General features: G+C 71.0%; 17 protein-coding genes and 2 pseudogenes. 8 read left to right on the top strand and 11 right to left on the bottom strand.

What is annotated here, in order from left to right; genetic code table 11:
- Window positions 1-131: 131 nt before the first annotated feature.
- Window positions 132-1,466 carry a class I SAM-dependent RNA methyltransferase gene (locus tag ACFWUY_RS33960; protein WP_384118944.1) on the top strand — a complete coding sequence of 445 codons (1,335 nt, stop codon included), beginning with the start codon at window positions 132-134 and terminating at the stop codon, window positions 1,464-1,466.
- Between the two features lie 371 nt (window positions 1,467-1,837).
- Here ACFWUY_RS33960 and ACFWUY_RS33955 read toward each other — a convergent pair whose 3' ends face one another.
- Together ACFWUY_RS33955 and ACFWUY_RS33950 are read right to left on the bottom strand one after the other, a co-directional pair.
- The gene (locus ACFWUY_RS33955) at window positions 1,838-2,362 is read right to left on the bottom strand and encodes a hypothetical protein (protein WP_384118942.1); all 525 of its coding nucleotides are present in this window, start codon (window positions 2,360-2,362) and stop codon (window positions 1,838-1,840) included.
- A gap of 946 nt (window positions 2,363-3,308) precedes the next feature.
- On the bottom strand, window positions 3,309-3,527 hold the full coding sequence (locus ACFWUY_RS33950) for a hypothetical protein (protein ID WP_384118940.1): 219 nt from the start codon (window positions 3,525-3,527) through the stop codon (window positions 3,309-3,311).
- 463 nt (window positions 3,528-3,990) lie between these two features.
- Here ACFWUY_RS33950 and ACFWUY_RS33945 point away from each other — a divergent pair, with 463 nt between their 5' ends.
- The 5 genes and pseudogenes from ACFWUY_RS33945 (at window position 3,991) to ACFWUY_RS33925 (ending at window position 8,160) form a co-directional block, all read left to right on the top strand.
- A complete protein-coding gene (locus ACFWUY_RS33945) occupies window positions 3,991-4,308 on the top strand; it encodes an STAS domain-containing protein (protein ID WP_384118946.1) in 318 nt (105 codons plus the stop codon).
- Window positions 4,305-5,234 carry an anti-sigma factor RsbA family regulatory protein gene (locus tag ACFWUY_RS33940; RefSeq protein ID WP_384118938.1) on the top strand — a complete coding sequence of 310 codons (930 nt, stop codon included), beginning with the start codon at window positions 4,305-4,307 and terminating at the stop codon, window positions 5,232-5,234. The genes ACFWUY_RS33945 and ACFWUY_RS33940 overlap by 4 nt, the downstream gene beginning before the upstream one ends.
- 179 nt (window positions 5,235-5,413) lie before the next feature.
- Window positions 5,414-6,793, top strand: a complete 1,380-nt coding sequence (locus ACFWUY_RS33935) for a PP2C family protein-serine/threonine phosphatase (RefSeq protein ID WP_384118935.1) — start codon at window positions 5,414-5,416, stop codon at window positions 6,791-6,793.
- The gene (locus ACFWUY_RS33930) at window positions 6,790-7,146 is read left to right on the top strand and encodes an STAS domain-containing protein (RefSeq protein WP_384118932.1); all 357 of its coding nucleotides are present in this window, start codon (window positions 6,790-6,792) and stop codon (window positions 7,144-7,146) included. The genes ACFWUY_RS33935 and ACFWUY_RS33930 overlap by 4 nt, the downstream gene beginning before the upstream one ends.
- A 126-nt stretch (window positions 7,147-7,272) precedes the next feature.
- Window positions 7,273-8,160, top strand: a pseudogene (locus ACFWUY_RS33925) (IS5 family transposase).
- 1,674 nt (window positions 8,161-9,834) lie between these two features.
- Here ACFWUY_RS33925 and ACFWUY_RS33920 read toward each other — a convergent pair.
- The 6 genes from ACFWUY_RS33920 to ACFWUY_RS33895 all read right to left on the bottom strand — a co-directional run bounded on the left by ACFWUY_RS33920 (window position 9,835) and on the right by ACFWUY_RS33895 (window position 18,500).
- Window positions 9,835-11,760: an acyl-CoA synthetase gene (locus ACFWUY_RS33920; RefSeq protein ID WP_384118929.1), complete on the bottom strand. Its 1,926-nt coding sequence runs from the start codon at window positions 11,758-11,760 to the stop codon at window positions 9,835-9,837.
- Between the two features lie 174 nt (window positions 11,761-11,934).
- Entirely contained in the window at window positions 11,935-13,167 is a 1,233-nt protein-coding gene (locus ACFWUY_RS33915; RefSeq protein ID WP_384118927.1) for an amidohydrolase, read from the bottom strand.
- Complete coding sequence (locus ACFWUY_RS33910; protein ID WP_384118925.1) at window positions 13,164-13,952, bottom strand: ATP-binding cassette domain-containing protein; 789 nt, start codon at window positions 13,950-13,952, stop codon at window positions 13,164-13,166. The genes ACFWUY_RS33915 and ACFWUY_RS33910 overlap by 4 nt, the downstream gene beginning before the upstream one ends.
- Window positions 13,953-13,987: 35 nt before the next feature.
- Entirely contained in the window at window positions 13,988-15,907 is a 1,920-nt protein-coding gene (locus ACFWUY_RS33905) for a dipeptide/oligopeptide/nickel ABC transporter permease/ATP-binding protein (protein ID WP_384118922.1), read from the bottom strand.
- Complete coding sequence (locus tag ACFWUY_RS33900) at window positions 15,907-16,935, bottom strand: ABC transporter permease (RefSeq protein ID WP_384118921.1); 1,029 nt, start codon at window positions 16,933-16,935, stop codon at window positions 15,907-15,909. The genes ACFWUY_RS33905 and ACFWUY_RS33900 overlap by 1 nt, the downstream gene beginning before the upstream one ends.
- On the bottom strand, window positions 16,932-18,500 hold the full coding sequence (locus ACFWUY_RS33895) for an ABC transporter substrate-binding protein (protein WP_384118918.1): 1,569 nt from the start codon (window positions 18,498-18,500) through the stop codon (window positions 16,932-16,934). The genes ACFWUY_RS33900 and ACFWUY_RS33895 overlap by 4 nt, the downstream gene beginning before the upstream one ends.
- Before the next feature lie 126 nt (window positions 18,501-18,626).
- On the opposite strand from ACFWUY_RS33895, the gene ACFWUY_RS33890 reads away from it, so the two are divergent.
- Complete coding sequence (locus ACFWUY_RS33890) at window positions 18,627-19,670, top strand: AsnC family transcriptional regulator (RefSeq protein WP_384118915.1); 1,044 nt, start codon at window positions 18,627-18,629, stop codon at window positions 19,668-19,670.
- 43 nt (window positions 19,671-19,713) lie between these two features.
- On the opposite strand, the pseudogene ACFWUY_RS33885 reads toward ACFWUY_RS33890, so the two are convergent.
- From ACFWUY_RS33885 to ACFWUY_RS33875, 3 genes and pseudogenes are all read right to left on the bottom strand, one after another.
- Window positions 19,714-19,856, bottom strand: a pseudogene (locus ACFWUY_RS33885) (IS5/IS1182 family transposase); the annotation flags it as partial.
- A gap of 22 nt (window positions 19,857-19,878) precedes the next feature.
- Entirely contained in the window at window positions 19,879-20,394 is a 516-nt protein-coding gene (locus tag ACFWUY_RS33880; protein WP_384118912.1) for an LLM class flavin-dependent oxidoreductase, read from the bottom strand.
- Window positions 20,395-21,814: 1,420 nt separating this feature from the next.
- Complete coding sequence (locus ACFWUY_RS33875; RefSeq protein WP_384118910.1) at window positions 21,815-22,486, bottom strand: hypothetical protein; 672 nt, start codon at window positions 22,484-22,486, stop codon at window positions 21,815-21,817.
- Between the two features lie 196 nt (window positions 22,487-22,682).
- Here ACFWUY_RS33875 and ACFWUY_RS33870 point away from each other — a divergent pair, with 196 nt between their 5' ends.
- Window positions 22,683-24,344 (top strand): phospholipase A2, encoded by a 1,662-nt coding sequence (locus ACFWUY_RS33870; protein ID WP_384118908.1) that lies wholly within the window; start codon window positions 22,683-22,685, stop codon window positions 24,342-24,344.
- The last annotated feature ends 111 nt before the right edge of the window (window positions 24,345-24,455 follow it).

Here is a 24,455-nt window from a genome sequence, read left to right as displayed (position 1 = left end):
GACCCACACCCCCCCCCCCCACAATCATCACTCTAGGGTCGGTGGGGTTTTTTTTTTTTACTATCCCGGCGCGGGCGGGCGCCCCCGCCCCCCCCCCCCCCACCTCTCTCATTCTCTGGAGTCTCCCCGTCATGCAGAACGCGAACGCACCTGAGTCGTCGCTCATCGGGGAGGAGTACGAGGTCGAGGTCGGCCCGGTGGCCCACGGCGGCCACTGCATCGCCCGCACCGAGGAGGGCCGCGTCCTCTTCGTCCGCCACGCACTGCCCGGTGAGAAGGTCATCGCCCGCGTCACCGAGGGCGAGGAGACCTCCCGCTTCCTGCGCGCCGACGCGATCACGATCCTCGACCCCTCCAAGGACCGCGTCGAGGCGCCCTGCCCCTTCGCGGGACCCGGCAAGTGCGGCGGCTGCGACTGGCAGCACGCCAAGCCCGGCGCCCAGCGCCGCCTCAAGGGCGAGGTCATCGCGGAGCAGCTCCAGCGGCTCGCCGGCCTCACTCCCGAGGAGGCCGGCTGGGACGGCACCGTCATGCCCGCCGAGGGCGACAAGCTGCCGCCGGGCGAGGTCCCGCAGTGGCGCACCCGCGTCCAGTACGCCGTCGACGCCGAAGGCCACGCCGGCCTGCGCAAGCACCGCTCCCACGAGGTCGAGATCATCGACCACTGCATGATCGCCGCCCAGGGAGTCTCGGAGCTCGGCGTCGAGAAGCGCGACTGGGAGGGCATGGCGTCCGTCGAGGCCATCGCCGCCTCCGGCTCGAACGACCGCCAGGTCATCCTGACCCCGCGCCCCGGCGCCCGGCTCCCGCTCGTGGAACTGGACAAGCCGGTCTCCGTCCTGCGGGTCGACGAGAAGGACGGCGGAGTCCACCGCGTCCACGGCCGCTCCTTCGTCCGCGAGCGCGCCGACGAGCGCACCTACCGCGTCGGCAGCGGCGGCTTCTGGCAGGTCCACCCGAAGGCCGCCCAGACCCTCATGCTCGCCGTCATGCAGGGCCTGACCCCCCGCAAGGGCGACACGGCCCTCGACCTCTACTGCGGCGTCGGCCTCTTCGCGGGCGCCCTCGCCGACCGCGTCGGCGACCGGGGCGCGGTCCTCGGCATCGAGTCCGGCAAGCGCGCGGTGGAGGACGCCCGCCACAACCTCGCCGGCTTCCCCCGCGTCCGCATCGAACAGGGCAAGGTCGAATCGGTCCTCCCGCGCACGGGCATCACCGAGGTCGACCTGATCGTCCTGGACCCCCCGCGCGCCGGCGCCGGCAAGCAGACGGTCCACCACCTCGCAGGCCTCGGCGCCCGCCGCATCGCCTACGTGGCCTGCGACCCGGCAGCCCTGGCCCGCGACCTGGCGTACTTCGCGGAGCGGGGCTACAAGGTACGGACGCTGAGGGCGTTCGACCTGTTCCCGATGACGCACCACGTGGAGTGCGTCGCCATCCTGGAGCCGGTGAAGAAGGACGCCTGACCTGCTGTTTCTTCGAGTGTGCGTTATGGGCGTTACGTGTGTTACGTGCGATATCTTGACGCATATTCGACGCACGTGACGCACGGTTGACGCACGGACGGCACGATTTCTGATGGGTCGTCATGCAGGCTTGGCGACCACCGAGTGGAGCCCTCAGCTGTCTGGTCTGATACACGCTGAGGTGGCTGGGGCACTGGCCGCTGAGCTGTTGGCTGCCCCAGCCCCACCCGCTTCTCGGTAGTGACATTCCGTGAGGCTAGGTGAGGTCCGGTCCATGTTGAGTCAGGGGCCGTATGGGCTCCAGTGCCCGAGAAAGGGCCTGAGATCGTCGGCTCGTGGTTCGGGGATGTCGGGCAGTCGAGGCGGTGTGTTCAGCGGGTCGAGGTGCTCCACGCGTGTTGCCGCCCGGTCGATCCACGTTTCGGCTTCGGTCCTGGCCTGACCTGGGGCAGGACCCCGACCCGGGAGCGTAGGGCGCTCACGTACTCGGTCAGTCGGGTGGCGTGGCGCCATGCTGCTTCCTGCGCCTCGAAGTGCCTGACGCGGTACGCCTCGGCGTACTGGACGCGCGCTTCTGCCATGGCGGCTTCCCAGCGGACGCGTTTCTGACGCGCTGCTTCGATCTCGTCGAGACGCCTGCGTTCGGCGGCTTCACCGCGAAGCGTGACCTCCTGCGCGATCTCGGCGAGCTGATCTTCGAGGGAGCGTGCGGGGGTGTCGGACCATTCGCTCGTCCGGTGCGGCTGGCCGCCGCTGAGGGCGAAGCGGAGGCGTTCGGAGGGGGTGTGGTCAAAGCGGGGGATCCTGATCCAGGAGTTCTTCTTGGCCTCGGCGAGTTCCTTCTCGGTGGCGACGTGCTCGGTCCGGTCCTGCTCCTGGAGGACGAGGAACTCCACGGTCTGGCCCTGCGCGGTGATGGTGGAGTGGGGAGACGCCCTGCGGCGGCGACGGGGCGGGGCGAGGAGCCGGTCTGCCCTGCCCCACTGGAGTGTCCTGCGTTCTCGGTGGCGGTGATCAGCGCCTGGATAAGCCTGAGGGCGCGTCCTTGGACCGGTTTGGTCAGGCCCAGAGGCCGGGGTTCGTTCTGCGTGGCCCGTAGCACGCTGTGCGGCCGCGCGAGCCGCGAGGGGACAGGGAGGGGCTCGAGGACGGCAAGGCGCCAGGCGGGGATGTCGACGAGCTTGATCTCGTACCCGCCACGGCACCAACCCCCATACAGCTCCTTCGTCGCGGGGATCCTTCCGGATCCGCGCGCCGCGGCGACGAGGGAGGGCCACTTCTCCCACTCCGTACCGCTGCCGTTCTTGATGATCCGGCCGTCCGCCTCCGCGAGCTCTTGCAGCAGCTGTTCCGAGAACGTCACGCGCGGCTGTGGGAAAGGGTGCGGCTTTCGCCTGGCGGCGGGGATTTCCTGCGCTTGGGTGGGCGGGGGTTGCGGAGGGGCTCTTCTCGAGGAGGACTCGGTCCAGACCTCGCGCGTCCGCGCCGACCAGTACACGCACGTACTCGATGGTGTCTTCGTCGGGGCGGCCATGGGGGCAGGACGTGCACGGACCGCACGTTCGCGCCGGGCACCTTCTCGACGGCGACGGCGACGGCGACGGCGACGAGCCGCGGCGCGATCCAGCGCAGCTTCGTACCGTACGCAGGGGCGCCGGGGACGACGTCCAGGCGGCCGGTGTCCGCGCCGAACGCCATGGCCCGGACGTGCCCGGCCAACAGCGCACCGTCAGGGACGACGTCGGTCGCGGGGAACGCCCTGCGGGACAGCTCGCGCATTGCGGCGGTCCGCCGCTCCACCGCCTTCGCCGTCAGTACGACCGAGGCCAGCCGCGCGCCGTCCTACGCCCCAGCCAGCGCCGGGGACGACACCAGCGCACGCACCGCGGCGAGCAGCAGGGCCCGCATCGTCTTCGACAGTTGGAGCGGGTTGCCCAGCTTCAGCGGAACGACTGGACCGGCCTGGGCCGGGACCGACCGCAGCCGACGGCGCGATGCTCCGCCGGCGAACTCCCTACGAGGGCGCGGAAGCACGGCGGTCAGCGCCTCCACGCCGCTCACCGGCCCACCCGAAGGTACGAGAAAGAGATCATCCCGGCAGCCTCGCGCGGACCACCTGTGGACAGAGGCCAGGAACCGGCGAGACCTCCGATCCCTCCCGCCCGGCGAGCAGGAACTCCAGATCGTGTCCCGCTCCACGGGAGGGTGCTGCGATCAGGCGGCGGCGTTCCTGGACCACCTGCGGATCAGGCCGTACGCCGGCCCTGCACTCCGCTCGAGGAAGCCGGTGTCGACGGCTGCGTGGGGGGCGGCGGCTCCCTTGGCCCGCCGGAGCTGTTCGGGGACCATGGTGAGGCGCCCGGCCCCGGGCAGAGGACCCGTCTGCCCGCCCCGGGCAAGCGGCCCGTCTACACTGCGTCGTTGGGAAGTGTTTTTCCGCCCGTGCTGTGCCGGGGCCGTCGGCTTGATGTGAAGGAGTCCGAGCGTGGATGCCCCACATTCGGTGGGCGGGGCCGGAGCGGCGATGCCCGGGAGGGCCGCGTTGGAGGTGAGCCCGTTGCCCGGTCGTCCCGGGATACGTGCCCGCGGTGAGATCAGTGTTCTCACCCGTCCGTCCTGGGAGCAGGCCCTGTCGGAGCTGGCCCGGCGGCACACGGGCGTATCGTACGTGGAGCTGGGGGATGTGGCGTTCATCGACGTGGCCGGGGTGACGGCTCTCGCGGCCACCGCCATGAACCTGCCCGACGGAAGGGTCGTGGTCGAGCATCCCCCGCCGCAGCTGCCACGGGTCTTGGCGATGTTCTGGCCGGGTCTGGACCGGATCGAGGTGGCGTCGCGATGAGCACCGTCACCCCTGAGGCATTCGTGCACCCGGCCCTGTTCTACCGCACCCTTGAGCAGTACACCGAGCAGACGGTGGCGTTCCTGCGGGAGGGCCTGGCGAACGGCGAGCCGATGGCCGTCGCGGTGCCCGGCCCTAACCTGGAGCTGATCAAGACGGGGCTGGGCTCGGACGCCGGGGGCATCGTGTTCCTGGACATGACCGAGGCCGGCCGCAATCCGGGGCGGATCATCCCCAAGGTGCTGCGCGGGTTCGCCGACGCCCATCCGGTGGGGCGGGTGCGGATCATCGGCGAGCCGATCTGGGCGGGCCGGTCCGAGGTGGAGTATCCGGCGTGCGCGCAGCACGAGGCGCTGATCAACGCCGCGTTCGAGGGCAGGGCGGTGACGATCCTGTGCCCGTACGACGAGACGCGTCTGGACGAGACGGTGATCGCCGACGCGAAGGTGACCCATCCGACCCTCATCAGCGGCGACGGCCGCGAGTCGGTCAGTGACGCCTACGACTGGGAAGCGATCGTCGACCGGTACAACCAGGCGTTGGCGCCCGCCCCGGGGGCCTCGGTCTTCTCCTTCGGGGAGAAAGAGCTTCCCGCGGTACGCCTCTTCGCCGTCGATGAGGCCATGCGGCTGGGCCTGGCCGGGGAGCGGCTGATGGATGCGGAGCTGGCGGTCGCGGAGCTGACGACCAACAGCGTGGTGCACGGCGGCGGCCGCGGGACGCTGGCCGTCTGGGCCGAGCAGGGGCAGCTGGTGTGTGAGGTCCGCGATGCGGGCCGGCTGACCGACCCGCTGGCCGGCCGCCGCCCGCGGGAGCACACGCAGCTCGGCGGCCGGGGTCTGATGCTGGTCCATTACGTGTCCGACCTGGTGCGTACGCACACCGGCGAGACCGGTACGACGGTGCGCTTCTACCTCGACAGGTAACAGCATGCGAGGGCCACCCTCGTCCAGGACGGACGGGCGCCCTTCTGCTTTCATCCCGCAACGATTTACGATCCTGGTGCCGGGCACCCGCGCCGGCCGATGGGAGCGTGCAAAGTATGCCGCAGGCACGAAACGCGGCCAGGCGGGGTGACCTCCTTGGGCAGCGGCCACCGCGAGGCGTGGCGGACGAGACCGCCCGGCTGGAGGCGGTGCGCCGCTACGACATTCTCGACACTCCGCCCGACGGCGCGTTCGATCGCGTCGCGGCGATGGCCGCCCGGCTGTTCAAGGTGCCGGTGGCGAGTGTGACGATCGTGGACGAGGACCGGATCTGGTTCAAGGCCGCCCACGGCCTGGACGGCGTCAGCGAGATCAGCCGCGAGCCCGGACTGTGCGGCTCGACGATCCTCAACGACGACACCATGGTCATCCCCGACACCCTGACCGACCCGGCCGCCCGCACCAACGGCCTGGTCACCGGCCCGATGGGCGTGCGGTTCTACGCGGCCGCGCCGATCATCACCATCGACGGCCACCGGCTGGGCACCGTCAACATCCTCGACACCAAGCCCCGCTCGATCACCCGCGAGGACACCGCCACTCTCGCCGATCTCGCCGCGATTGTCCGGGACGAGCTGGAGATGCGGCTCTCGGCCCTGAACGCCGTGCGCACCGAGCAGGAACACCGCAAGGAGCAGGAGAAGGCCCTGGAGCAGGCCGAACGCGACAAGGCCGCTCTCGCCACGTTCGCCGCCACCCTGCAAAAGACCCTGCTGCCGCCCTCCCTGCCGGTGGTGCCGGGTCTGGAGCTGGCCTGCCACTACGCAGCGGCCTCCCCGCAGGACGTCGGGGGCGACTTCTACGACGTCTTCCCCCTCGGAGGCGGTCGGTGGGCATTCTTCCTGGGAGACGTGTGCGGCAAGGGCCCGGAGGCCGCCGCGGTGACCTCCCTGACCCGTTACACCCTGCGCGCCGCCGCCCTCATGGACTCCGACCCCGTGCCCGTCCTGCACGCGCTCAACAACTCGCTGCTGATGGATCCCGCGGTCGGCACCCGGTACTGCACCGCCATATTCGGCATCCTCGACCCCCAGCGGGACGGCTCCTTCACCGTCACCGTGGCCACCGGCGGCCATCCCCCGCTCTATCACCTGCGCGCGGACGGCACCGGCCGCCTGGCCGACCCCGTACACCCCAAGGGCGGCATGCTCATCGGCGCCCTGGCCGAGGCCCGCTTCGCCTCCCACACCTTCCGCCTCGCCCCCGGTGAGGCACTGCTGCTCTACACCGACGGGCTCATCGAAGCCCGCACCCCCGACGGCACGATGATCGGCGAGGAGGGCCTGGCCCGTTTCCTGACCAGCCGGACCCGGCCGGCCAGCGCCACCGCCCTGATCGAGGACACCGTCGACCTCATCGGCACCCTGCCCCAGGGCGCCGACGACGACGTCGCCCTCCTCGCCCTGTCCGTCCCCGCTCCCGACACCGCCGTGGACGGTGTCAGCGCCGTCGCCCGCACCATCGCCCCCGCCGACCCGCAGCCGAAGAGCCGCCCGTGAACCCCACCGCCCACCTGACCTGCCAGCACACCGACGGCGACCTCGCCGTGGCCACCGTGACCGGCGAACTCACCCACGGCACCGCGCCCGCTATACGCGACCAGGCCATCGCCCTGATCAGGCAAGGCCACCACCACCTGATCCTGGACATGCACCAGGTCACCTTCTGCGACTCCTCCGGCTTCAGCGCCCTGGTCGGCATCTGGCGCTACGCCCAGCAGGAAGAAGGGACCGTGGTCCTGGCCGCCGTCCCCGACCGGCTGAGCCGCATGCTGCGCTTCACCGGCCTGGAAGACCTCTTCCTCACCTACCCCACCGCCGACGAAGCCCTGGCCGCCCGCTCACCCTCCTGAAACGGGTGTGAGTAGTTGGGGTACAGGAAATCCCGGCGTACAAGCCGATGCGGAACAAGCCCGGCCGACCCAGGACGTGTCCGATGGGTCGAGTGACTCGCCGGAGGTTGGATCGTTCCGCTTGATGTGGGGCGGGGTGATCTTTCCGATGACGAGTGGGCTCAGCTGGAACCGCACCTGCCGACGCATGTCGGACGAGGCGGGCGTTGGCACTGTCACCGGCGCGTGATCAATGGAATTCTCTTCCGGTTGCGCACTGGCCTACCTTGGCGGGACCTGCCATCTCACTTCGGGAAGTGGCGGACGGTCTATGACCGGCATCGCAGGTGGTCCGCCGATGGTACGTGGGAGAGGATCTTGCGTGCCATCCTCGCCGACGCCGACGCCGACGCCGCGGGCCGGATCGACTGGAGTGTGGTGAGCGTGGACTCCACGGTGTGCCGAGCTCATCAGCATGCCGCCGGGGCTCGTCGCAGGCCAGCCCGAGTGCCAGGGCGACGCCGCCGCCCCGCCGAGCACCGATCTGACGACGCGGTCGGCCGTTCACGGGGTGGTCTCACGACGAAGATTCACCTGGCCAGTGACGGGAGCCGACGCCCACTGGCCGTCCTGATAACCCCAGGGCAGTGGGGCGACGCTCCGTAGTTGATCACGGTCTTGGATCGCATCCGAGTTCCGCGTCCAGCCGGTGGCCGCCCGCGTACGAGACCGGACCACGTATGTGGGGACAAGGCGTACAGCTCGCGTCGGAATCGCCAATGCCTGCGGCGACGGCAGATCCAGCACACGATCCCCGAGCGTCGTGACCAACGAGCCAACCGCTGGCGGCGCGGGAGCCGAGGCGGTCACCCTACTGCCTTCGACCGGGCCCGACATACCCGCAGAAACGAGGTCGAGCGGTGCATCAACGCGCTCAAGGGGTCCAGGGCTGTAGCGACTCGATATGACAAGAGGGCCTACGTTTTCCACGGCACGGTGACTCTGGCCGCACTTCGACTGTGGCTCCGTCCTTGATCTCTCAGGCGTCTTCCACAGCAGCCATGCCGACTCAGTCGTCGGCCGCGACGAGGAGCGTCTCCATCGACCTGTGACTGCGGACCCTCCACCACTACGGCCTGCACGTCAGCGAGTCCGAGATCCTGAGCGATCCGGATGACCGCGAGGACGAAGCCCTGGCCGAGCTCAGCATGCTCGCTGATGAACTCAAGAAGATCGATCCACCTGCCTTCGACGGCTATAACGGGTTCATCTGGGCCGAGTTCCTCGACCGCTGGCTCTGGTAGTTGCCCGCGATCGCCACGATCCCCAAGCGATCACTCACCGTGTCCGGCACGTCGAGGGGCTCGCGAATACGCGACACCGCAACATGCGAGCCCACCAGTCCGAGGCCGGGGCGCCAAGCGGGCGGGAGGGCGGCCCCGAAGAGGAAAGTCCGCGGGGGCTTGGACGCCCTCTCCGGACCGAACAGCCGTCGCTCCGACGGGGAATGGACCAGGCAGGCGACAGGCTGACAGAACGGCGCAAGCCATCTGGTCGGGGCGTCCGGCTACTTGCCGCCGTCAGGGAGCGGGGGGAGCTGGAGGGGCAGCCCCCTCGACTGCTGCCTGTGGGCCGTCCTTGATGAAGCCCGGGATGTCTGGGGTCCCTTGCCGTCGGCGGCGTGGGCGGGAGCAGCGAGGGCGCGCCGACGAGGGCGAGGCCGAGGGTTGCGAAGGGGAGGAGCAGGGGGCTCTGGGCGGCGGCAGCGGCCTGGGCGATGGTCTGGGTGACGGGCTCGATCCGCGGAGCGCGCCGAGGGGAGCGGGTGGCGGGCACAGCGTGTTCAGGGCGGCCGGGCCGAGCAGGTCGGTGAGCAGGCCGGTGTTGTCGACCGTGCGTCAGTGATCGCACGTAACGCCCATCGCGCACGTGATGCCCATTGATCTTGCGTCCGTTTTGCGTCTCGCCTGTCGCTGACCTGTGGTTTTCTTTGAGCTGTTTTGTGTGGACCTGTTTCTTGTGACGCGCCACGTGGAGTGCGTGGCGATCCTGGAGCCGGTCAAGAAGGACGCCTGACCTGCGGTTTCTCCGAGTGTGCGTGGTGGGCGTTACGTGCGTTAGGTGCGATATCTCGACGCACGTCTGACGCACGTCTGACGCACGAACGGCGCGTTTTCCGATGAGTCGTCACGTGTGATTGGCGACTGCCGGGCGGAGCCCTCAGGTGTGTCACGGTGGGCAGCTTGAAGTGGCTGGGGCGCTGGCTGCCGAGCCGTTGGCCGCCCCTGCCCCATCGGCTTCTCGGCAGTGACGTTCTGACGCTCGGTGGGGTGTCCGATGCGTGTTGCGTCAGGGGCCGTACGGGCTCCAGCGCCCGAGAATGGGCCTGAGATCGTCGGCTCGTGGTTCGTGGATGTCGTGTGGTCGGGATGGTGTGCTTCAACGGGTCGAGGCGCTCGACGGTGGCTGCCATCCAGTCGATCCGGGCCTCGCCTTCGGTTCGGCCCTGCCTCTGTGGCATGGTCTCGACTCGCATGCGTACGGCGCTCACGTACTCCGAGAATCGGTTGGCGTGACGCCATGCCGCTTCCTGTGCTTCGAAGTGTCTGACGAGGTGAGCGGTGATCCGGAGCGGCCAGGAGGCGTAGCCATCTGTCGAAGCACGCGTCACCCTGGTCCGAGGGAACGCGAGGGTGAGGCTGGGATTCGTCAGTGGCTGGGATCGGCGAACGTCGAGTCCAGGCCGTACTGGGCGAGTCGGGCGGAGATCCGGCTCCGCAGGCCGGGTGATCCGGTTACGGGGGGAAGGGTGACCGCGGTGCGACCGTCCGCGAGGACGCAGTGAATCTGCTCGTGACCGATGCCGGTGCCGAGGTCGGCCAGGGCGAGGGCCACGGCGCGGCGGGTGGCGTCGAGGCGTAGGGGGACCTTCGAGGGTTTGCCGACGTCGGTCAGCGGCAGTTCGGGCAGGACGACGACGTCCTTGGGGGTCGCCGCACGCTCGGGTACGTGCTGTGCGGCGAATGCGATCAGCTCCTCGGATCGGATGGCGCCGGTTCCCGGGGCGAGGGTGACGTAGGCGACGGGCACTTCTCCGGAGTGCGGGTCGGGGCGGCCGACGGCGCTCGCGCCGGTGACGGCCGGGTGCCCGAGGAGCGCGTCCTCGATGACGGCGGGGTCGATGTTGTGGCCGCCACGGATGATCAGGTCCTTTGCGCGGCCGAGCAGGGACACGAACCCGTCGGGATCCACCCGGGCGAGGTCGCCGGTGTTGAGCCAGCCGAGGCGGACGGAGCCGAGGGTGTCCAGATGTGGGCCTCGGGCGTCGCGGTCGACGACGTAGCCGGGGAAGACGGTGGGTCCGCTGACGGCGAGAACACCCGGCTCTCCGTGCGGCAGGTCGTGCCACTGGCCGTCGCCGTCAACGCGGATGGTCTTGACCCGCACGTAGGGCAGGCGCTGGCCGGCCGCTTCGGGCCGGCTGTGTTCGCCCAGGAAGCTCCGGGTGGTCCCGCAGGTGGCCTCGGTCAGTCCGTACCCCTGGCACAGGGGCACGCCCGTGTGGCGCTCGAACGCCTCGCGCACGGTGGTGGGGAGGGGGGAGGCTCCGACGACGGCGAAGCGGAGGGAGCTGATGTCGGCGTCGACCGGTATCCGGGCGAGTGCTGCGTAGACGGTCGGCACCGCGGACAGGGTGGCGATGTGGAAGTGTTCGACGATCTTCCAGAAGTGCCGGAAGAGCGCCGGCTCGCGGTATCCGAGCGGCCCGGCCCACACACTGTGCCGGCCACGCAGCAGGGGCGCGAGAAGGGTGACGACCAAGGCGTTGACGTGGAACAGCGGAAGGCCGGCGAACACGACGGAGTCGGGGGCCAGCATGCTGTTCGCCGCGATCATCCAGGCGTCGGTCACCTCGTTCGCGTGGGTGTGCGCTGCCAGCTTGGGGGCGCCCGTGGTGCCCCCGGTGTGGAAGTAGGCGGCCAGGTCACCGGCCCGGGGAGGCACCACGCCTGGATGGAGCTCGGCCGGCCGGTCAGCGGCCGCGAGGTGTAGATAGCCGACCTCGACCCCGTCGACCGGTTCGAGGGCGGGCGCGGCACCGGGCGCCCCGACGGGACGCAGCGCGAACAGGGCGGTGCAGCGGAGCGACGCGGCGACGGTCCGAGCCGACCGCCATGCGGCGGGGTCGAGTTCCGGTCCGGCCGCGACCAGGATCCGTGCCCCGCTCAGGCGCAGGAGCCGTTCGACGTGCCCGGTGGTGAGAGCCGGGTTGACGGGTGCCGCGACACCTGTCAGTTGGGCGGCCAGGAGTGCGGCGGGCAGCAGAGCGGTGTGGGGCGTGAGAAGGCCCACCGCGGTGGTGCGGCGGACGCCATACGCGTGGAAGAGGTTGGCGACGCGGTGCACCTGGTCACGCAGCTGGGCGAAGGTGGTGGCTTCGCCGTGCGACCAGCGTTCCGCGTCGGGCAGGGCGGTGAGAGCGGGCCGGTCCGGCCACAGGGCGGCGGCGCGGACCAGGACTTGGTAGGTGGTGCCGGGCAGGCCGCGGTCCTGGAGCGGGACGGACTCGATCCTCTTCAGGTCGTCCGGCTCGTCGTATGCCGGCCAGAGCGGATCGGTCTCAGGGGTGTTCACGGGAAGCTGCCTTCCGGAGGGACTGACGGGGCGGGAAGTACGTGGCAGGTGCGCCGGTGGTGGCCGGCCGAGGCGATCGGCGGACCGGGATGAGGGGCCGGTGCCCGGGCGTGGGGCCTGACGGGTGAGACGGGCCGAGGTGGAAGTCAGGTGCCCGGGCCGCGGTCGCGGAGTTCAGTGGGTGAGGCGGGTGAGGGCCGCGGCCACCATGGCCTGGACGCCCGGGACGATCACGGCCGGATCGGGGGCGAAGAGCGGGCTGTGGTTGCCGGGGACGTTCCCGAACTTCTCCACGAGGTCCGCTCCCGGTGCGTCGGCCCAGAGGCCGTCCGGGGTCGCCGGTACGTGCCAGAAGTCGTACGGAACCCCGTCGGGCGCGAGCAGGGAGAAGTCCTCGCTGCCCATCGCCGGGCCGAAGTCGAGGACGCTGCCCGCGCCGAACAGCTCGGTGTGGACGGCGGCCACCTCCCGGTCGAGTGCCGCGTCGTTGACGGTGACCGGGAACTCGCCGCCGACGGTGATGTCCGGTGGCTTCGCGCAGCCCGCCGCCGCACACTCGCCCGCCACGATGCGCCGGATGCCCGCCACCAGCTGCTCCTGCACCCGGGGAGACTGGCTGCGCAGGGTGAGGCCGAGACGGGCCTCGGCGGGGATGATGTTGTTCTTGCTGCCCGCGTGTATCCGGCCGACCGTCAGGACGGCCGACTCCTTGGCCGGGATCTCCCGGGCGACGACGGTCTGGAGTCGGGCGACGACGTAAGCGGCCGTCACGATCGGGTCGACGGTGGCCTCGGGACGTGAGCCGTGGCCGCCGGTGCCGTGGATGACGATGTCGACCTCGGCGCATGCGGACATGATCAGGCCGGGGGTGTGCGCGTAGAGGCCCGCCGGGCCGGGGGCCACGTGCTGTCCGAAGACCGCGTCGGGACGCGGGAAGCGGGTGTGCAGTCCGTCCGTGACCATGGCCCGCGCGCCTTCGCCGGTCTCCTCGCCGGGCTGGCCCACGATCACGAGCGTTCCCGCCCAGGTGTCGCGCCCGGCGGCGAGCGTCTCGGCTGCGCCCACGAGCCAGGTGACGTGCAGATCGTGTCCGCAGGCGTGCATGACACCGTCGTATTCGGAGGCGTACGCCAAGCCGGTGGCTTCCCGTACCGGTAGGGCGTCCATGTCGCCGCGCAGCATGACGGTGGGGCCGTCGCCGTTGCGCAGGACGCCGACGACGCCCGTCCCTCCGACCCCCTCGGTCGTCTCGAAGCCCGCGGCGCGCAGCCGTGCGGCGAGCCTCTCAGCGGTGCGGTGTTCCCGCATGGACAGTTCGGGGTGGCGGTGCAGGTCGCGGTAGAAGTCCTCCAGTTCGGCCGCCTTGAGGCCGGCGGTGAGGTCGCGGGTGAGGGGGGCTGCGGTCATGTGGCACTCTCCTGGCCGGCGTCGGTCGGGCTCGGCACGCTCGTGAGCAGCCGGCGTGTGTACGGGTGGGACGGGGCGCGGTAGACCTCGCGGCACGGGCCCTGCTCGACGAGTTCGCCGTGCCGCAGCACGGCCACCTCGTCGCTGACGTGTCGGACGACGGCCAGGTCGTGCGAGATGAACACCATGGTGAGATCGAGGGTCCGCCTCAACTCGGCCAGGAGGTTGAGGACTTCGGCCTGGACCGAGCAGTCGAGCGCGGAGGTGATCTCGTCCGCGATGACGACTTCGGGTTCGACGGCGAGGGCGCGGGCGACGGCGATGCGCTGCCGCTGGCCGCCGGAGAACTCGTGCGGGTAGCGGTCCGCGGTGGAGGCGTCCAGCGCCACCGTCTCCAGCCAGCGCGCCACGGTGCCCGCGTGTCTCCTCGCGTCGGCGCGCACCGGGTCGACGGCCTCCGCGATCGCCTGGCCCACCGTCATGCGCGGGTTGAGGGAGGCGTACGGGTCCTGCGAGACGAGCTGGATCCGGCGGCGCACGGCCGTGAGGTCCCGCCCCTTGAGCCCAGCGAGGTCCCGGCCGTCGAGCGTGATCCGGCCCGTGCGGGGTCGGTTGATGCCGACGATCGTCTTGGCGACGGTGGACTTCCCCGACCCGGACTCACCGACCAGGCCGAGCGTTTGCCCGGCCCGGACGCCCACCGACACCCGGTCGAGGACGGTCCTTGCGCGCGAGCCGTGTCCGAAGACCACGGTCAGGTCCTCGACCGCGAGCTTGTACGTCATGCGGGGGTCACCTCCAGGTGTGTGGGGCACGGCGGTCACGCGTCGTCCCGCGCGCTCGCGGCCAGGGTGCTGGACGCGACGGCATGGCAGGCCACGCCGTCGCGCGTCACCGGGAGTTCGTGGGTGCATCTCTGGTGGACGAGAGGGCAGCGGGTGGCGAACGCGCAGCCCGCCGGGCGCTCGGCCGCGGCCGGGGGCCGACCCGCGATGGTGGCGAGCGGTCGGCGTCGGCCTGCCTCGTCCAGGGCGTCGTCCTCGTGGTCGGCGAGGCGGGGGGCGGCTGCCAACAGGGCCTTGGTGTAGGGGTGCCGGGCCTGCCCGGCCCGCAGGTCGCGTGCCGAGAGCTCTTCCACCACCCGGCCGGCGTACATCACGACGATCCGGTGGCACAGGGTGCTCACGACGCCGATGTCGTGGGAGATGAACAGCATGCCGGTACCACGGTGTCGGTTGGTTTCGCGCAGCAGGTCCAGGACTTCGGCCTGGACCGTCACGTCGAGTGCCGTGGTCGGCTCGTCGGCCACGATCAGCTTCGGGCCCGGCAGGACGGCGGAGGCGATCATCGCGCGCTGCCGCATTCCGCCGGACAGTTCGTGCGGGTACTGCCGTGCCACGACCTCCGGGTTCAGGATGCGCACCTTCTCCAGCGCCTCGATCGCCTTGGCCCGCGCGTGTGCCCTGCTCACTCCCTGGTGGGTGCGGAGCACCTCGGTGAGCTGGCCGCCGATGCGCAGGGCCGGATTGAAGGACGCCGACGGGTCCTGGAAGACGATGCCGACCTCGGTGGCCAGGCGTGCCGCGTCGACGCGGCACGCGTCCAGGTCCAGGTCGTCCAGGACGAGACGGGCGGCGTGGGAGGTGAGTCCGTCCGGCAGCAAACGGGCCACCGTCATCGCGGTGAGGGACTTGCCGGAACCGGACTCGCCGACCAGGCCGACGATCTCGCCGGGCATGACGTGGAAGGAGACTCCGTCCACGAGCCGGGTCCCGTCGGGACGTTCGACGCTCAGTCCGTCCACGGTGAGCAGTGCGTTATCCGGCGCGCGCCCGGACGGTTCGGGGCGCTCGGCGGGCCGCGCGGCCGCCGTGGCCACCGGGCCGCCGCGGGGGTCGGACCCGGCGGCGAGCCCGTCGCCCACGAAGGAGGCGAGGACGCCCGTCACCGTGATCGCGACGGCGGGGCCGATCGCCTCCGCCGGGTTGGTGTACAGCGCCTCCAGTCCGGTACTCAGCAGCGCGCCCCAGTCGTACTCCGGTGACTGCACACCGAGCCCCAGGAACGACAGCCCGGACAAGGCGGTCAGGACCTGGGCGAACGCCACCGACAGCAGGACGAGCAGGGGACCCGCGATGTTCGGCAGCAGGTGCCGCGCCAGTACCCGGTGGGGCGGTACGCCCATCAGCCGCGCCGTCGAGACGAAGTCCCGCTGGGCCACCGAGGCGGCCATGTTGGCGGTGAGCCGGGCGAAGGCCGGGCAGCCGCCGAGGCCGATCGAGACGACGGCCGCCGTCGGGCCCGCGCCGAGCACGGCCGAGACGACCAACGCCAGGATCAGCGCGGGATAGGACACCATCACGTCGATGAGACGCAGCCCGAACTCGCGTACCCGCGGCCCCGACACCCACACCACCGTGCCGAGCAGGATGCCTGCGGCGCCCGCGATCGCGGTGGCGGCCAGGGTCATCAGCAGGGTGAGCCGGGTGGCGACGAGGGTGCGGGCGAGGACGTCGCGGCCGAGGGCGTCGGTGCCGAGCCAGTGCTCGGCGCTGACGCCCTCACGGGCGGCACCGGACAGTGCGGTCGCCGTGTCGTTCCAGACCAGGGGACCGATCACCCCCAGCACGGTGATCAGGGCCAGGCCGGTCACCCCGGCCCACAGGGCCGGGTTCCGGCGCGGGGAGCGCGGGGAGCGGGGGGAGCGGGGGGACGCGGGGCTCGGGGATGCCGTACGCATCAGTGACCACCCTTTCCGGCCAGAGTGCGTGGGTCGAGCAGCGCGAGCACCACGTCGACCACGAGGTTGAGAAGGGCCGCGAGCAACCCGAGGACGAGCACGCAGCCCTGGATGACCGGGTAGTCGCGGGCCAGGATCGCCTCGACGACGCGCTGGCCCATGCCCGGCCAGGCGAAGACGGACTCGACGATCACGGTGCCGCCGAGGAGGGAGGCGAGGATGAGTCCGCCGAGGGTCAGGGTGGCGGTGAGCAGATTGGGCAGGGCGTGCCGGGTGTACAGCGTGAGCGGCGGCAGCCGGCGTCCGCGCGCGGTACGCATGTAGTCCTGGGCGAGTACGGAGGCGGCCTCGCGGCGCACGATACGCGCCATCACACAGCTTCCGGGCAGGGCTATCGCCGCCACGGGCAGGACCAGGGACGTCAGCGTCTCGGCGCCCGCTGCGGGAAAGGCACCCAGGGTGACCGCGAGGACGAGCACCAGCAGGGTGCCGATGACGTACTCGGGGGTCGCACCCATCAGCGAGGTGGCGAACGTGAACGCGCCGTCCGTACGGCGGCTTCCGCGCACGGCGATCGCCAGGCCCAGCGGAACGGCGACGAGCAGTACCACCACGATGGCGAGGACGGCGAGTTCGGCGGTGAAGGGCAACCGGGTGGCGATGATGTCGGCGACCGGTTCACGCGTCTGGAACGACAGGCCGAGGTCGCCGTGGAGGAGTCCGCCCGCGTAGTCCGCGAACCGGGTGGACAGAGTCTGATCGAGTCCCAGTCGGCCGCGCAGCCGCTCGATGTCCGCGGGCGAGGCGTCGGCGCCGGCCAGCACGCGGGCCGGGTCGCCGGGAATGAGCTGGACGATCAGGAACGTGACGACGACCAGGGTGGCCGCGACGGCGACGAGACCGGCCAGCCTCCGCAGCAGGAAGGTGCCCCACGGGCCGGGAGCGAGGCCACGGCGAGGCGCGGACCGCTGCGGCCCCGCGCCCTTTCCGGCCGCTGGTGCAGGGGCGTGCGCCGGTGCCGCCGTCACTCGGCGATCCGCAGCGTGACGGGGTCGAAGGCGCCTGCCGGGGTGGCGGCAGAGACGCCCGCGCGGAAGACGTAGTGGACGTTGACGGTGGCGAGCGGCACCACGTCGTTCGCCTGAAGGAGGGCCTTCTGTGCCTTCTGCCATGCGGCGCACTTGGCCTTCTGGTCGACGGTGGTGGTCGCCGCCCCGTACCCGGCGAGAAACGCCTTGTTGTCGACGGCACCGAAGTTGCGGCCCTCGGCCGGTTCGGCGCCGATGAAGTGGACGCCGCCGCGCGCCAGCTGTCCATAGATCATCGGGAAGACCGTGAGGTCCCAGTCGCCCTGGTTGCCGGTGACCTGTGTGGACCAGGTGCCGTTGTCGGCGTTCATGAGCTTCACGTCGGCACCGGCGGCGCGCAGCGCCTCCTGGACGTAGGTGTTGCCGGCGCCCTGGCCGACGGCGTTGGAGCCGACCAGCTTGATCTTCACGCCGCTGAGGGCCTTCTTCGCGGCGGCCGGGTCCGTCTTCGTGAGGAGGGACGGGTCGGTGGAGACACAGGGCGCCTTGGCGTCCACGTACGAGGTCATGACCTGGCCCGTGCCGCCGAAGACCTTGTTGAACGCGTTCGCGTCGATCGCCTGCGCCACCGCCCTGCGGAGCTCCGGGTCAGCGCCCGGATGGCCCTCGCGCTGGTTGAAGGCGACGAAGTTGCGGATGAGGGGAGCCGCCTCGATCGTGAAGCCGTCCTTGCCGAAGCGGGCCGCGTCGGGTCCGGTGAACGCCCCGAAGTCGACGGCCCCCGTCTGGAGCTGGTTGGCGAGCGTCGACTCGTTCCTCACGACCGACACCTTCAAGGTGCCCGCCGGCCTGCCCGGGGGCATCGCCGCGTACTGAGGCCAGGCGTCGTAACCCTTTCGCAGCTTCAGCTCGTACGCCGATCCGCGCTCGGCCCCCACCAGCTCGTACGGACCGGTGCCCGCACCCGCCACGGCACCTGTGCCGAGCCGGTCCCCGGCGGTGAGACCCGGGGAGCAGACGACACCAGTGGTGCTGTTCGCCAGGCCCGGGAGGAGCTCGCCCCACGGAACGGCCAGTTCGATGCCGACGGTGCCGGCCTTGTCGTCGCCGGTGATCGTGGTCCCCTCGCCGGTGTTGCCCGGACCGAAGGTCATCGCGGCGCCGGCCGAGGTCGTCCGGTACCGGGTGAGCGAGGCGGCGACCTGCGACGCGGTCAGCGGCTTGCCGTCCGAGCAGGTCACACCCTTCTTCAGGGTGAAGGTCACGCCGGTCGGGGACTGCTCCCACGTCCGGGCGAGCCGGGGCACGATGGCACCGCCGTCGTCCTGGCCGACCAGAGTCTCGTACATCAGGCGACCCACGACGAAGTCGCTCGCCGCCTGCTGCCTGATCGGATCGAACGTCGTCACGTCCGACGTGAGAGCGAGCCTGACGGTCCCCCCGCCCTGGGCGCCGACCGCGCTGCCGCCTTCCGCGGAGGGACTGGATCCGGTCGTACAGGCGGAGGTCAACAGCGAGGCGGTGGCGACCGCGATGGCGCCACTCAGGAACGGGGGACGGTGCATGACGAGACTCCGGGGAGGAGGAGGCGGTGTGAGGTGGGCTACAGGATCAGCCCCCTTCCGGCGACACCCCGGAATTGCAAGAATCCGTCTCCGGAGGTGGATCTGATGCGGGAATGCGCAACAAGCGTGCCTTGGGCGACGACCGCGACCGCCCTCGGTTCAACACTGGATGAACTCGACCTGGAACTCATCACCGCCCTTCAGGTGGCGCCCCGCGCTCCCTGGTCCCAGCTCGCCGGCCCTCTCGGCGTGGACGCGGCGACCCTCTCGCGACGCTGGGCCAGACTGCGGGATTCCGGGACGGCGTGGGTCACCTGCTACACCGGCGCGTCCCAGGTGGCGTACGGCGCTCTGGCGTTGATCGAAGTCAGCTGCCTGCCGCAGGACCGCGAGGCCCTCGCCGCCGAGTGCGCCCGGCATCCACAGGCGCTCAGCGTGGAGATGGTGGCCGGCTCCAGCGACCTGCTGCTGACCGTCGCCACCCGTCACAGGGCCGCGATGGCCGACTACGTCCTCGCCCTCGGCAAGATCCTTGGGGTGACCGGCACCCGCACCCACCTCGTGCAGCACCTGTACCGCGAGGCCAGTCGGTGGCGGTTCGACTCGCTCTCCCGAGACCAGCAGCGTGGCCTGCCCGGCTCCGGGGCCTGGCCTCGACCCGACCCCGGTCCCATCACCCCGGAGGAACGCCGTCTGATCCTCGCGCTCGCTCCCGACGGGCGCCGCTCCCTCGTCTCGCTCGCCGCCGAGCTCGGCCGGCCCGAGGCGACGGTGCGGCGCATGCTGGCCGGGGTCCTGGGCAGCGGCAAGGCGGTACTGCGCTGCGAGGCCGCTCAGCCGCACACCGGCTGGCACACCAGCTTCACCGTGTGGATGAGTGTTCCTCCCGCCGAACTCGCCAGAGCCGCTGAGGAACTGGCGGCCCTGCGCGACACCCGCCTGTCCGCGTCCACGGCCACCGAGGCCAATCTGCTCGCCGCGGTGTGGGCCCACGGAACCAACGACATCGCTCGCTATGAGGCCCGCCTCGCCGAGACCGTCCCGGGCCTGCGCGTCCTCAACCGGGCCGTCACCCTTCGCTGGGTCAAGCGCATGGGCCGCATGATGGGCCCCGACGGCCGCAGCCAGGGGTGCGTGCCGATGGACCTCTGGGCGGACGCACACGCATAGGCCGTGCACGCGGGGCAGGGTCGGGCCGCGGCCTGTCCGACCCGGCCGCGGCCAGGTCCCGGTTGACGGTGCGCTGGGTGAGGGTGAGCTCGCCGCTTGGCGGGCGTTCGAGTCTGGTGGCGCCCCAGGGGCCGGCGCCCTGGTAGGCGCGCGGTCGGAGAGGATGGGGATGCCCTGGCGTTCGCAGTGGGCGGGGGCCCGTCCCGCGTCAGTGCGGGCTGCCGGGCATGCCGTAGGCGTCGGCGATCAGCTCGGTGGAGCGCAGCCGGGCCTGGATGGAGTGGCCGACGCTGCCGATCATGAGTTCGTCGGCGCCGGAGGCGCGTTGGACCTGGTCCAGGTGGGCGGTGACCTGCTCGGGGGTGCCGTACGGGACGTGGGTGAGCCAGCTGTCGACGGCCTGGCGTTCCTGGGCGTCGTAGGTGCAGGCGTCCCCTTCCTCGGGGGACGGCATCAGGTGGGACTTGCGCTGGAACATGCGGAGCATGGCGTGCGCGAGAGTGCCGGCCTGGCGGCGGGCCTCACGCTCGTCGTCGGATGCCGCGACGGTGAAACTGACCAGCGCGTACGGCTCGGCCAGGGCCTCGGACGGGGTGAACCGCTCGCGGTACAGGCGCAGGGCTGACACGACATCGCGCGGGTTGAAGTGCGCGGCGAAGGCGAACGGCAGGCCGAGCCGGGCGGCGAGCTGCGCGGAGTAGCCGGACGAGCCGAGCAGCCACACCGGCGGCAGGCGGCCGGGGGGGGGTGACGCCGTTGAGCCGGTCCTGGGCGGGCCCCGGCACGGCGTACACGCGGTCGGCGCAGGGGTGGCCGGCCGGGAAGTCGTCGCCGAGGAAGTGCAGCAGCTCGGCCACCTGCTGGGGGAAGTCCTCGGCGCCGCACCGCCGGCCCGGCAGGGCCTTGGGGCCCACAGGGCGGATAGGCCCACAGGGCGGATAGGGCCAGGGTGAGGGCGGCGAGGGCGTCCGGGGCGGGCGGTGGCCGAAGGCGGCCCGGCTGCCGTCGGGGGTCTCGGCGAGGTGGACGTGCTGGAGGCCGGCGTCGGTGAAGGCGTCGGCGACCCGCCGGCCTTGCGGCATTCCTCGGACGGGTACTGGTGGGGGCGACGGAGGGGGCGTCGACGAGCTTGATCCCGTACCCGCCCCGACACAAGCCCCCGTACGGCTCCTTCGCCTCCGGGTCTTTCCCGACCTGCGCACAGCGGCGAAAGGAGGGCTTGGCTTTCGCGCGGTGTCCGGAGTTTCCTGTGCTCCGATGGAAGGGAGCTGCGGCGCGCCCGTCCGGCTCTTCCGCGGGCGCGATCCGCGGGGAGGGTACGTGCGGTGCGCCAGGTGGTGTCGGCCGGTGCTCGTCAGGACGACACTCCACTGCCCGCCCTTCCGGGAGACCGCAACCAAACCCCGGCTCTGCAGTGCCTGGCGGGGGGCCTGGAGGAACTGGTCTCCCGGAGGCCGGCAGGGGACCCGGCTGCCACCCACTCGAGTACCGCAAGCCGACGTTCATTGACCGGCCGTTCCATTGGTCTGCCCTCGACTTATGGCCGGCATGACGGGCGGGTGCTGTGTGAAGGGTTCGCCCGGAGGAGCAGCCGGTGTCGCCTTGCGTTTGGCCATGCCAGGCCAGGGGGCGAGGCGGAGGAACGGCCGCTCCGGGGCTTTCACGATGGCACCGATCTACGCGGTCGATTCTCCCCGGACGCTCCCCGGAGCCGCTCGTACTCCCCGGGCGCTCCCCAGCGAGAGACCGCGACCGGGGATCCGGTAAGGCCCGCTCGACTCGGCAGGCGCCTCGCAGGTGTCGCGGAGAGCGGTCGAGTCGCTTACCGGGCGTCTGCGGGGGTGCGGCGTCGTTGCGATCCCCGGTCGCCCCGTAGGGGGACCGCGACCGGAGCCGTGTCCGCCCGGTCGGCGAGCTCCTGGGGCGCGATCGAGCGGCGTGGACCCAGCCGTCCGCGAGCATGACTGGTTGCTGACGCAACCTTGATAGCGCATCCCGTGGACAACTGTCCCCAATGGCCCGGCGCCCCCTAACTCGCCGCTATAGAGCCGATTTAGGACACTATCTCCCATTCATGGGTAACGTGATGCTGTCGACCGGTCACTCAAGATGAGGTAAAACGTGTGACCTCGCTCACATCGAACTCACGATCGACGATGAAGATTTGCAATATCGAACGCTCCGTCCTCGGGTGCGACACAAGCTTCGACCTCCGTCAGTTCGCCGTTGGCGGTGCCGTCCAGGCACAGCCGCCCTCCTTTGTCGCGGAGGTCGATGGCGAACTTCGTGACGGCGGCGGACTGCTTCAGGCCGTGGATGCGCTCGTCGATGTAGCCGAGGTCGTTCAGCGCCTTCCTGACCTGGGCGGGATCGGGCCGCTTGAGCTGCAGGAGCGCCTCGGCCACGCGCTGTTCGTGCTGGACGCCGGCGCACCAGTCGCGGGCGTCCAGCTCCACTTCCGGGCCTGCCGTGGGGGCGACGGGCTCGATCGCACCGCCCGGCGGCGGCTCCACCGTGGTGCCGGGCGGCGCCTCCACCGGAGCGGTCGGCGCCTCGCCCTCCGGGGAGGCCGGCGACTCCCTCTTCGTGCCTGGCGGGGGGCACTCCCGTGCCACCTCGTCCAGCGTCTTGATGAAGGCCGCGTCGTTCCTGGCCGAGACGGCATCGGCGGACTTGCCCCGCTCCCCCTGGGGACCCGGCTGCTCGGAGCCGCAGGCGGCCAGGGTCAGAGCGGTGAGAGCCGTCACCGCGAGGGTGCGCCGACAGCGGCGCTTTTCGGTGCCAACTGCCCTGATCGGGGCTTGGGTTCGCTTCATGTACCCAGTCTTGGACCGGGCCGCACGCACCACATGAGTACGCGTACTCAACCTCGGGCGGCGGCCGGGCGATCTTCACTGCTGCAAGGAAGCGGAATCAACTACCCCTTTTTGTAAGCCACTTGTGGTCGTGATCGGCGTCGGTCTACCGTCCGCAGCGATCAAGCAGCACACCTACGACACGAGGGGGGAACTCGTGCGCAAGACAGCTCTGCCTGTCATGGCCGCACTCTCCATGGCGCTGATGCTCCCGCAGCAGCCCGCCGGAGCCGCTGTCATCGAGCAGCCGCAGGCCGCGGCCGCCACTGTCGAACCGCCACTGGCCGACGGGGAGATCCAGCAGGTCGGTCCCGGCCTGTACTCCACCGCGGAGAAGTCCTTCGAGCTGTACGAGACCGATGTGGCCGAGGGCCTCATGGGCCGTACCCACACGGTGACCGAAGGCGCGGACGGAGTCGCCAGGCCGGAGTCGGCGCCCGCGACCCGTCCGGACCAGGGCGTCTTCGGCCCCGGCTGGGAAGCCGGGTTCCTGGGGGGCCAGCTCAACCGCAAGCTGGAGCAGAAGGCCGACTCCGTCGTGGTCACCGACCTCGACGCGAAGGTCTCCGTCTCGTACGCCCTGAAGAGCAGCGTCGACTACCCGAGCGGCGGCGGCGTCAAGAAGTACGAGACCGCCACCGGCGACAAGCTCACCGAGACCACCACGTACAACGAGGCGACCGGCACGCTGGTGACCACCGCGGTCGAGACCCTCGCTCCGGCCACCGGCACCCCGGACACCGACGTGACCGGCGACGAGGACGCCGGCGCGGCCATCGGGGTCGCCAACCTCACGGCGACCTACAACTGGAAGCAGGTCGCTCCGGGCACCGACAAGTGGCGTGTGACCAGCCTGGGCAACCTGGCCGACGGCCCCACCGCCACGGTCTCCTACGACACCAAGGGCCGGGTCGCCACGGTCAGCGAGCCCGCCACCGCCGACGCTCCGGCGCAGTCGCTGGCGGTCAAGTACTCGACCGCCACGACTGCCACCGGCACGGCGCTCGGTGAGTACACGGGCCGCGCGAAGGAGATCACCCTCACGTCGGGTGCCACCACGCAGACGCTGGCGCGCTACTCCTACGACGCCTCGGGTCTGCTGCGCAACGTGGCCAACCCGGTCGAGGGCACCGCCCCGGTCTCGTCGTACGCCTACGACTCGACGGGGCGCGTCTCCGACGTCGCCTCGCCGACCAACGGTGAGTGGGACCTGACGTTCCCGGCCGGCTCGGCCGACTCGGCCGCCCCGAACGCCGCGCCCGTCGGCACCGACCTGCCGTCCGCCACCGAGCCCCTGCAGGGTCCGGCCGGCGACGGAACCGCGACCACGCCTCCGGCCGGGGACTTCACCACCGGTGAGGTCAACGACCCGCAGGCCTACCCGCGCTACTGCAACCGCGCCACCGAGTGGATGTGGTACCTCAACCGCGGCTGCGTCGCGTGGGCCGCGCACTACGGCTGGCACTGGCCGAAGTTCCGGTACACGCCGACCGGCTTCCGCGTGGCGGGCATCCTCTACGACGGCTGCAGCACCCCCGGCCCGAACGTCAGCCGCCCGGGCGGCTTCAACTTCCGGGCCGCGTGTGACACCCACGACTACGGCTACGGCCTGATCGGCAACACGTACAAGGGCTACAAGTACTACCTGGACCGCAGCAAGAAGTCGAACGTCGACAACGCCTTCTACTCCACGATGAAGACGCACAGCTGCAAGGCGTACAACATCTTCGTCCGCTGGAAGTGCAACTCCTACGCGTACGTCTACCTCAAGGCCGTGGCCTGGAAGGGCCACCCGAAGAACGGTGCCAACAAGACCTGATCACGGGTCCGCGCACCTTCTGACGACACGCAGCACGACCTCCTGACGGAGCACGCTCCTCGGGCGTGAACGGGCCGGGTGGCGGAGACCTCTCGCCCCCCGGCCCGTTCC

Source organism: Streptomyces sp. NPDC058664 (assembly GCF_042716635.1).
GTDB lineage: Bacteria > Actinomycetota > Actinomycetes > Streptomycetales > Streptomycetaceae > Streptomyces.
This window is presented reverse-complemented; position numbering and strand designations above follow the sequence as displayed.

Coding starts and splice junctions, on each gene's coding strand:
- ACFWUY_RS33960 (WP_384118944.1), top strand. CDS start 132: ATGCAGAACGCGAACGCACCTGAGTCGTCGCTCATCGGGGAGGAGTAC.
- ACFWUY_RS33945 (WP_384118946.1), top strand. CDS start 3,991: ATGCCCGGGAGGGCCGCGTTGGAGGTGAGCCCGTTGCCCGGTCGTCCC.
- ACFWUY_RS33940 (WP_384118938.1), top strand. CDS start 4,305: ATGAGCACCGTCACCCCTGAGGCATTCGTGCACCCGGCCCTGTTCTAC.
- ACFWUY_RS33915 (WP_384118927.1), bottom strand. CDS start 13,167: ATGACCGCAGCCCCCCTCACCCGCGACCTCACCGCCGGCCTCAAGGCG.
- ACFWUY_RS33910 (WP_384118925.1), bottom strand. CDS start 13,952: ATGACGTACAAGCTCGCGGTCGAGGACCTGACCGTGGTCTTCGGACAC.
- ACFWUY_RS33905 (WP_384118922.1), bottom strand. CDS start 15,907: ATGCGTACGGCATCCCCGAGCCCCGCGTCCCCCCGCTCCCCCCGCTCC.
- ACFWUY_RS33895 (WP_384118918.1), bottom strand. CDS start 18,500: ATGCACCGTCCCCCGTTCCTGAGTGGCGCCATCGCGGTCGCCACCGCC.
- ACFWUY_RS33875 (WP_384118910.1), bottom strand. CDS start 22,486: ATGAAGCGAACCCAAGCCCCGATCAGGGCAGTTGGCACCGAAAAGCGC.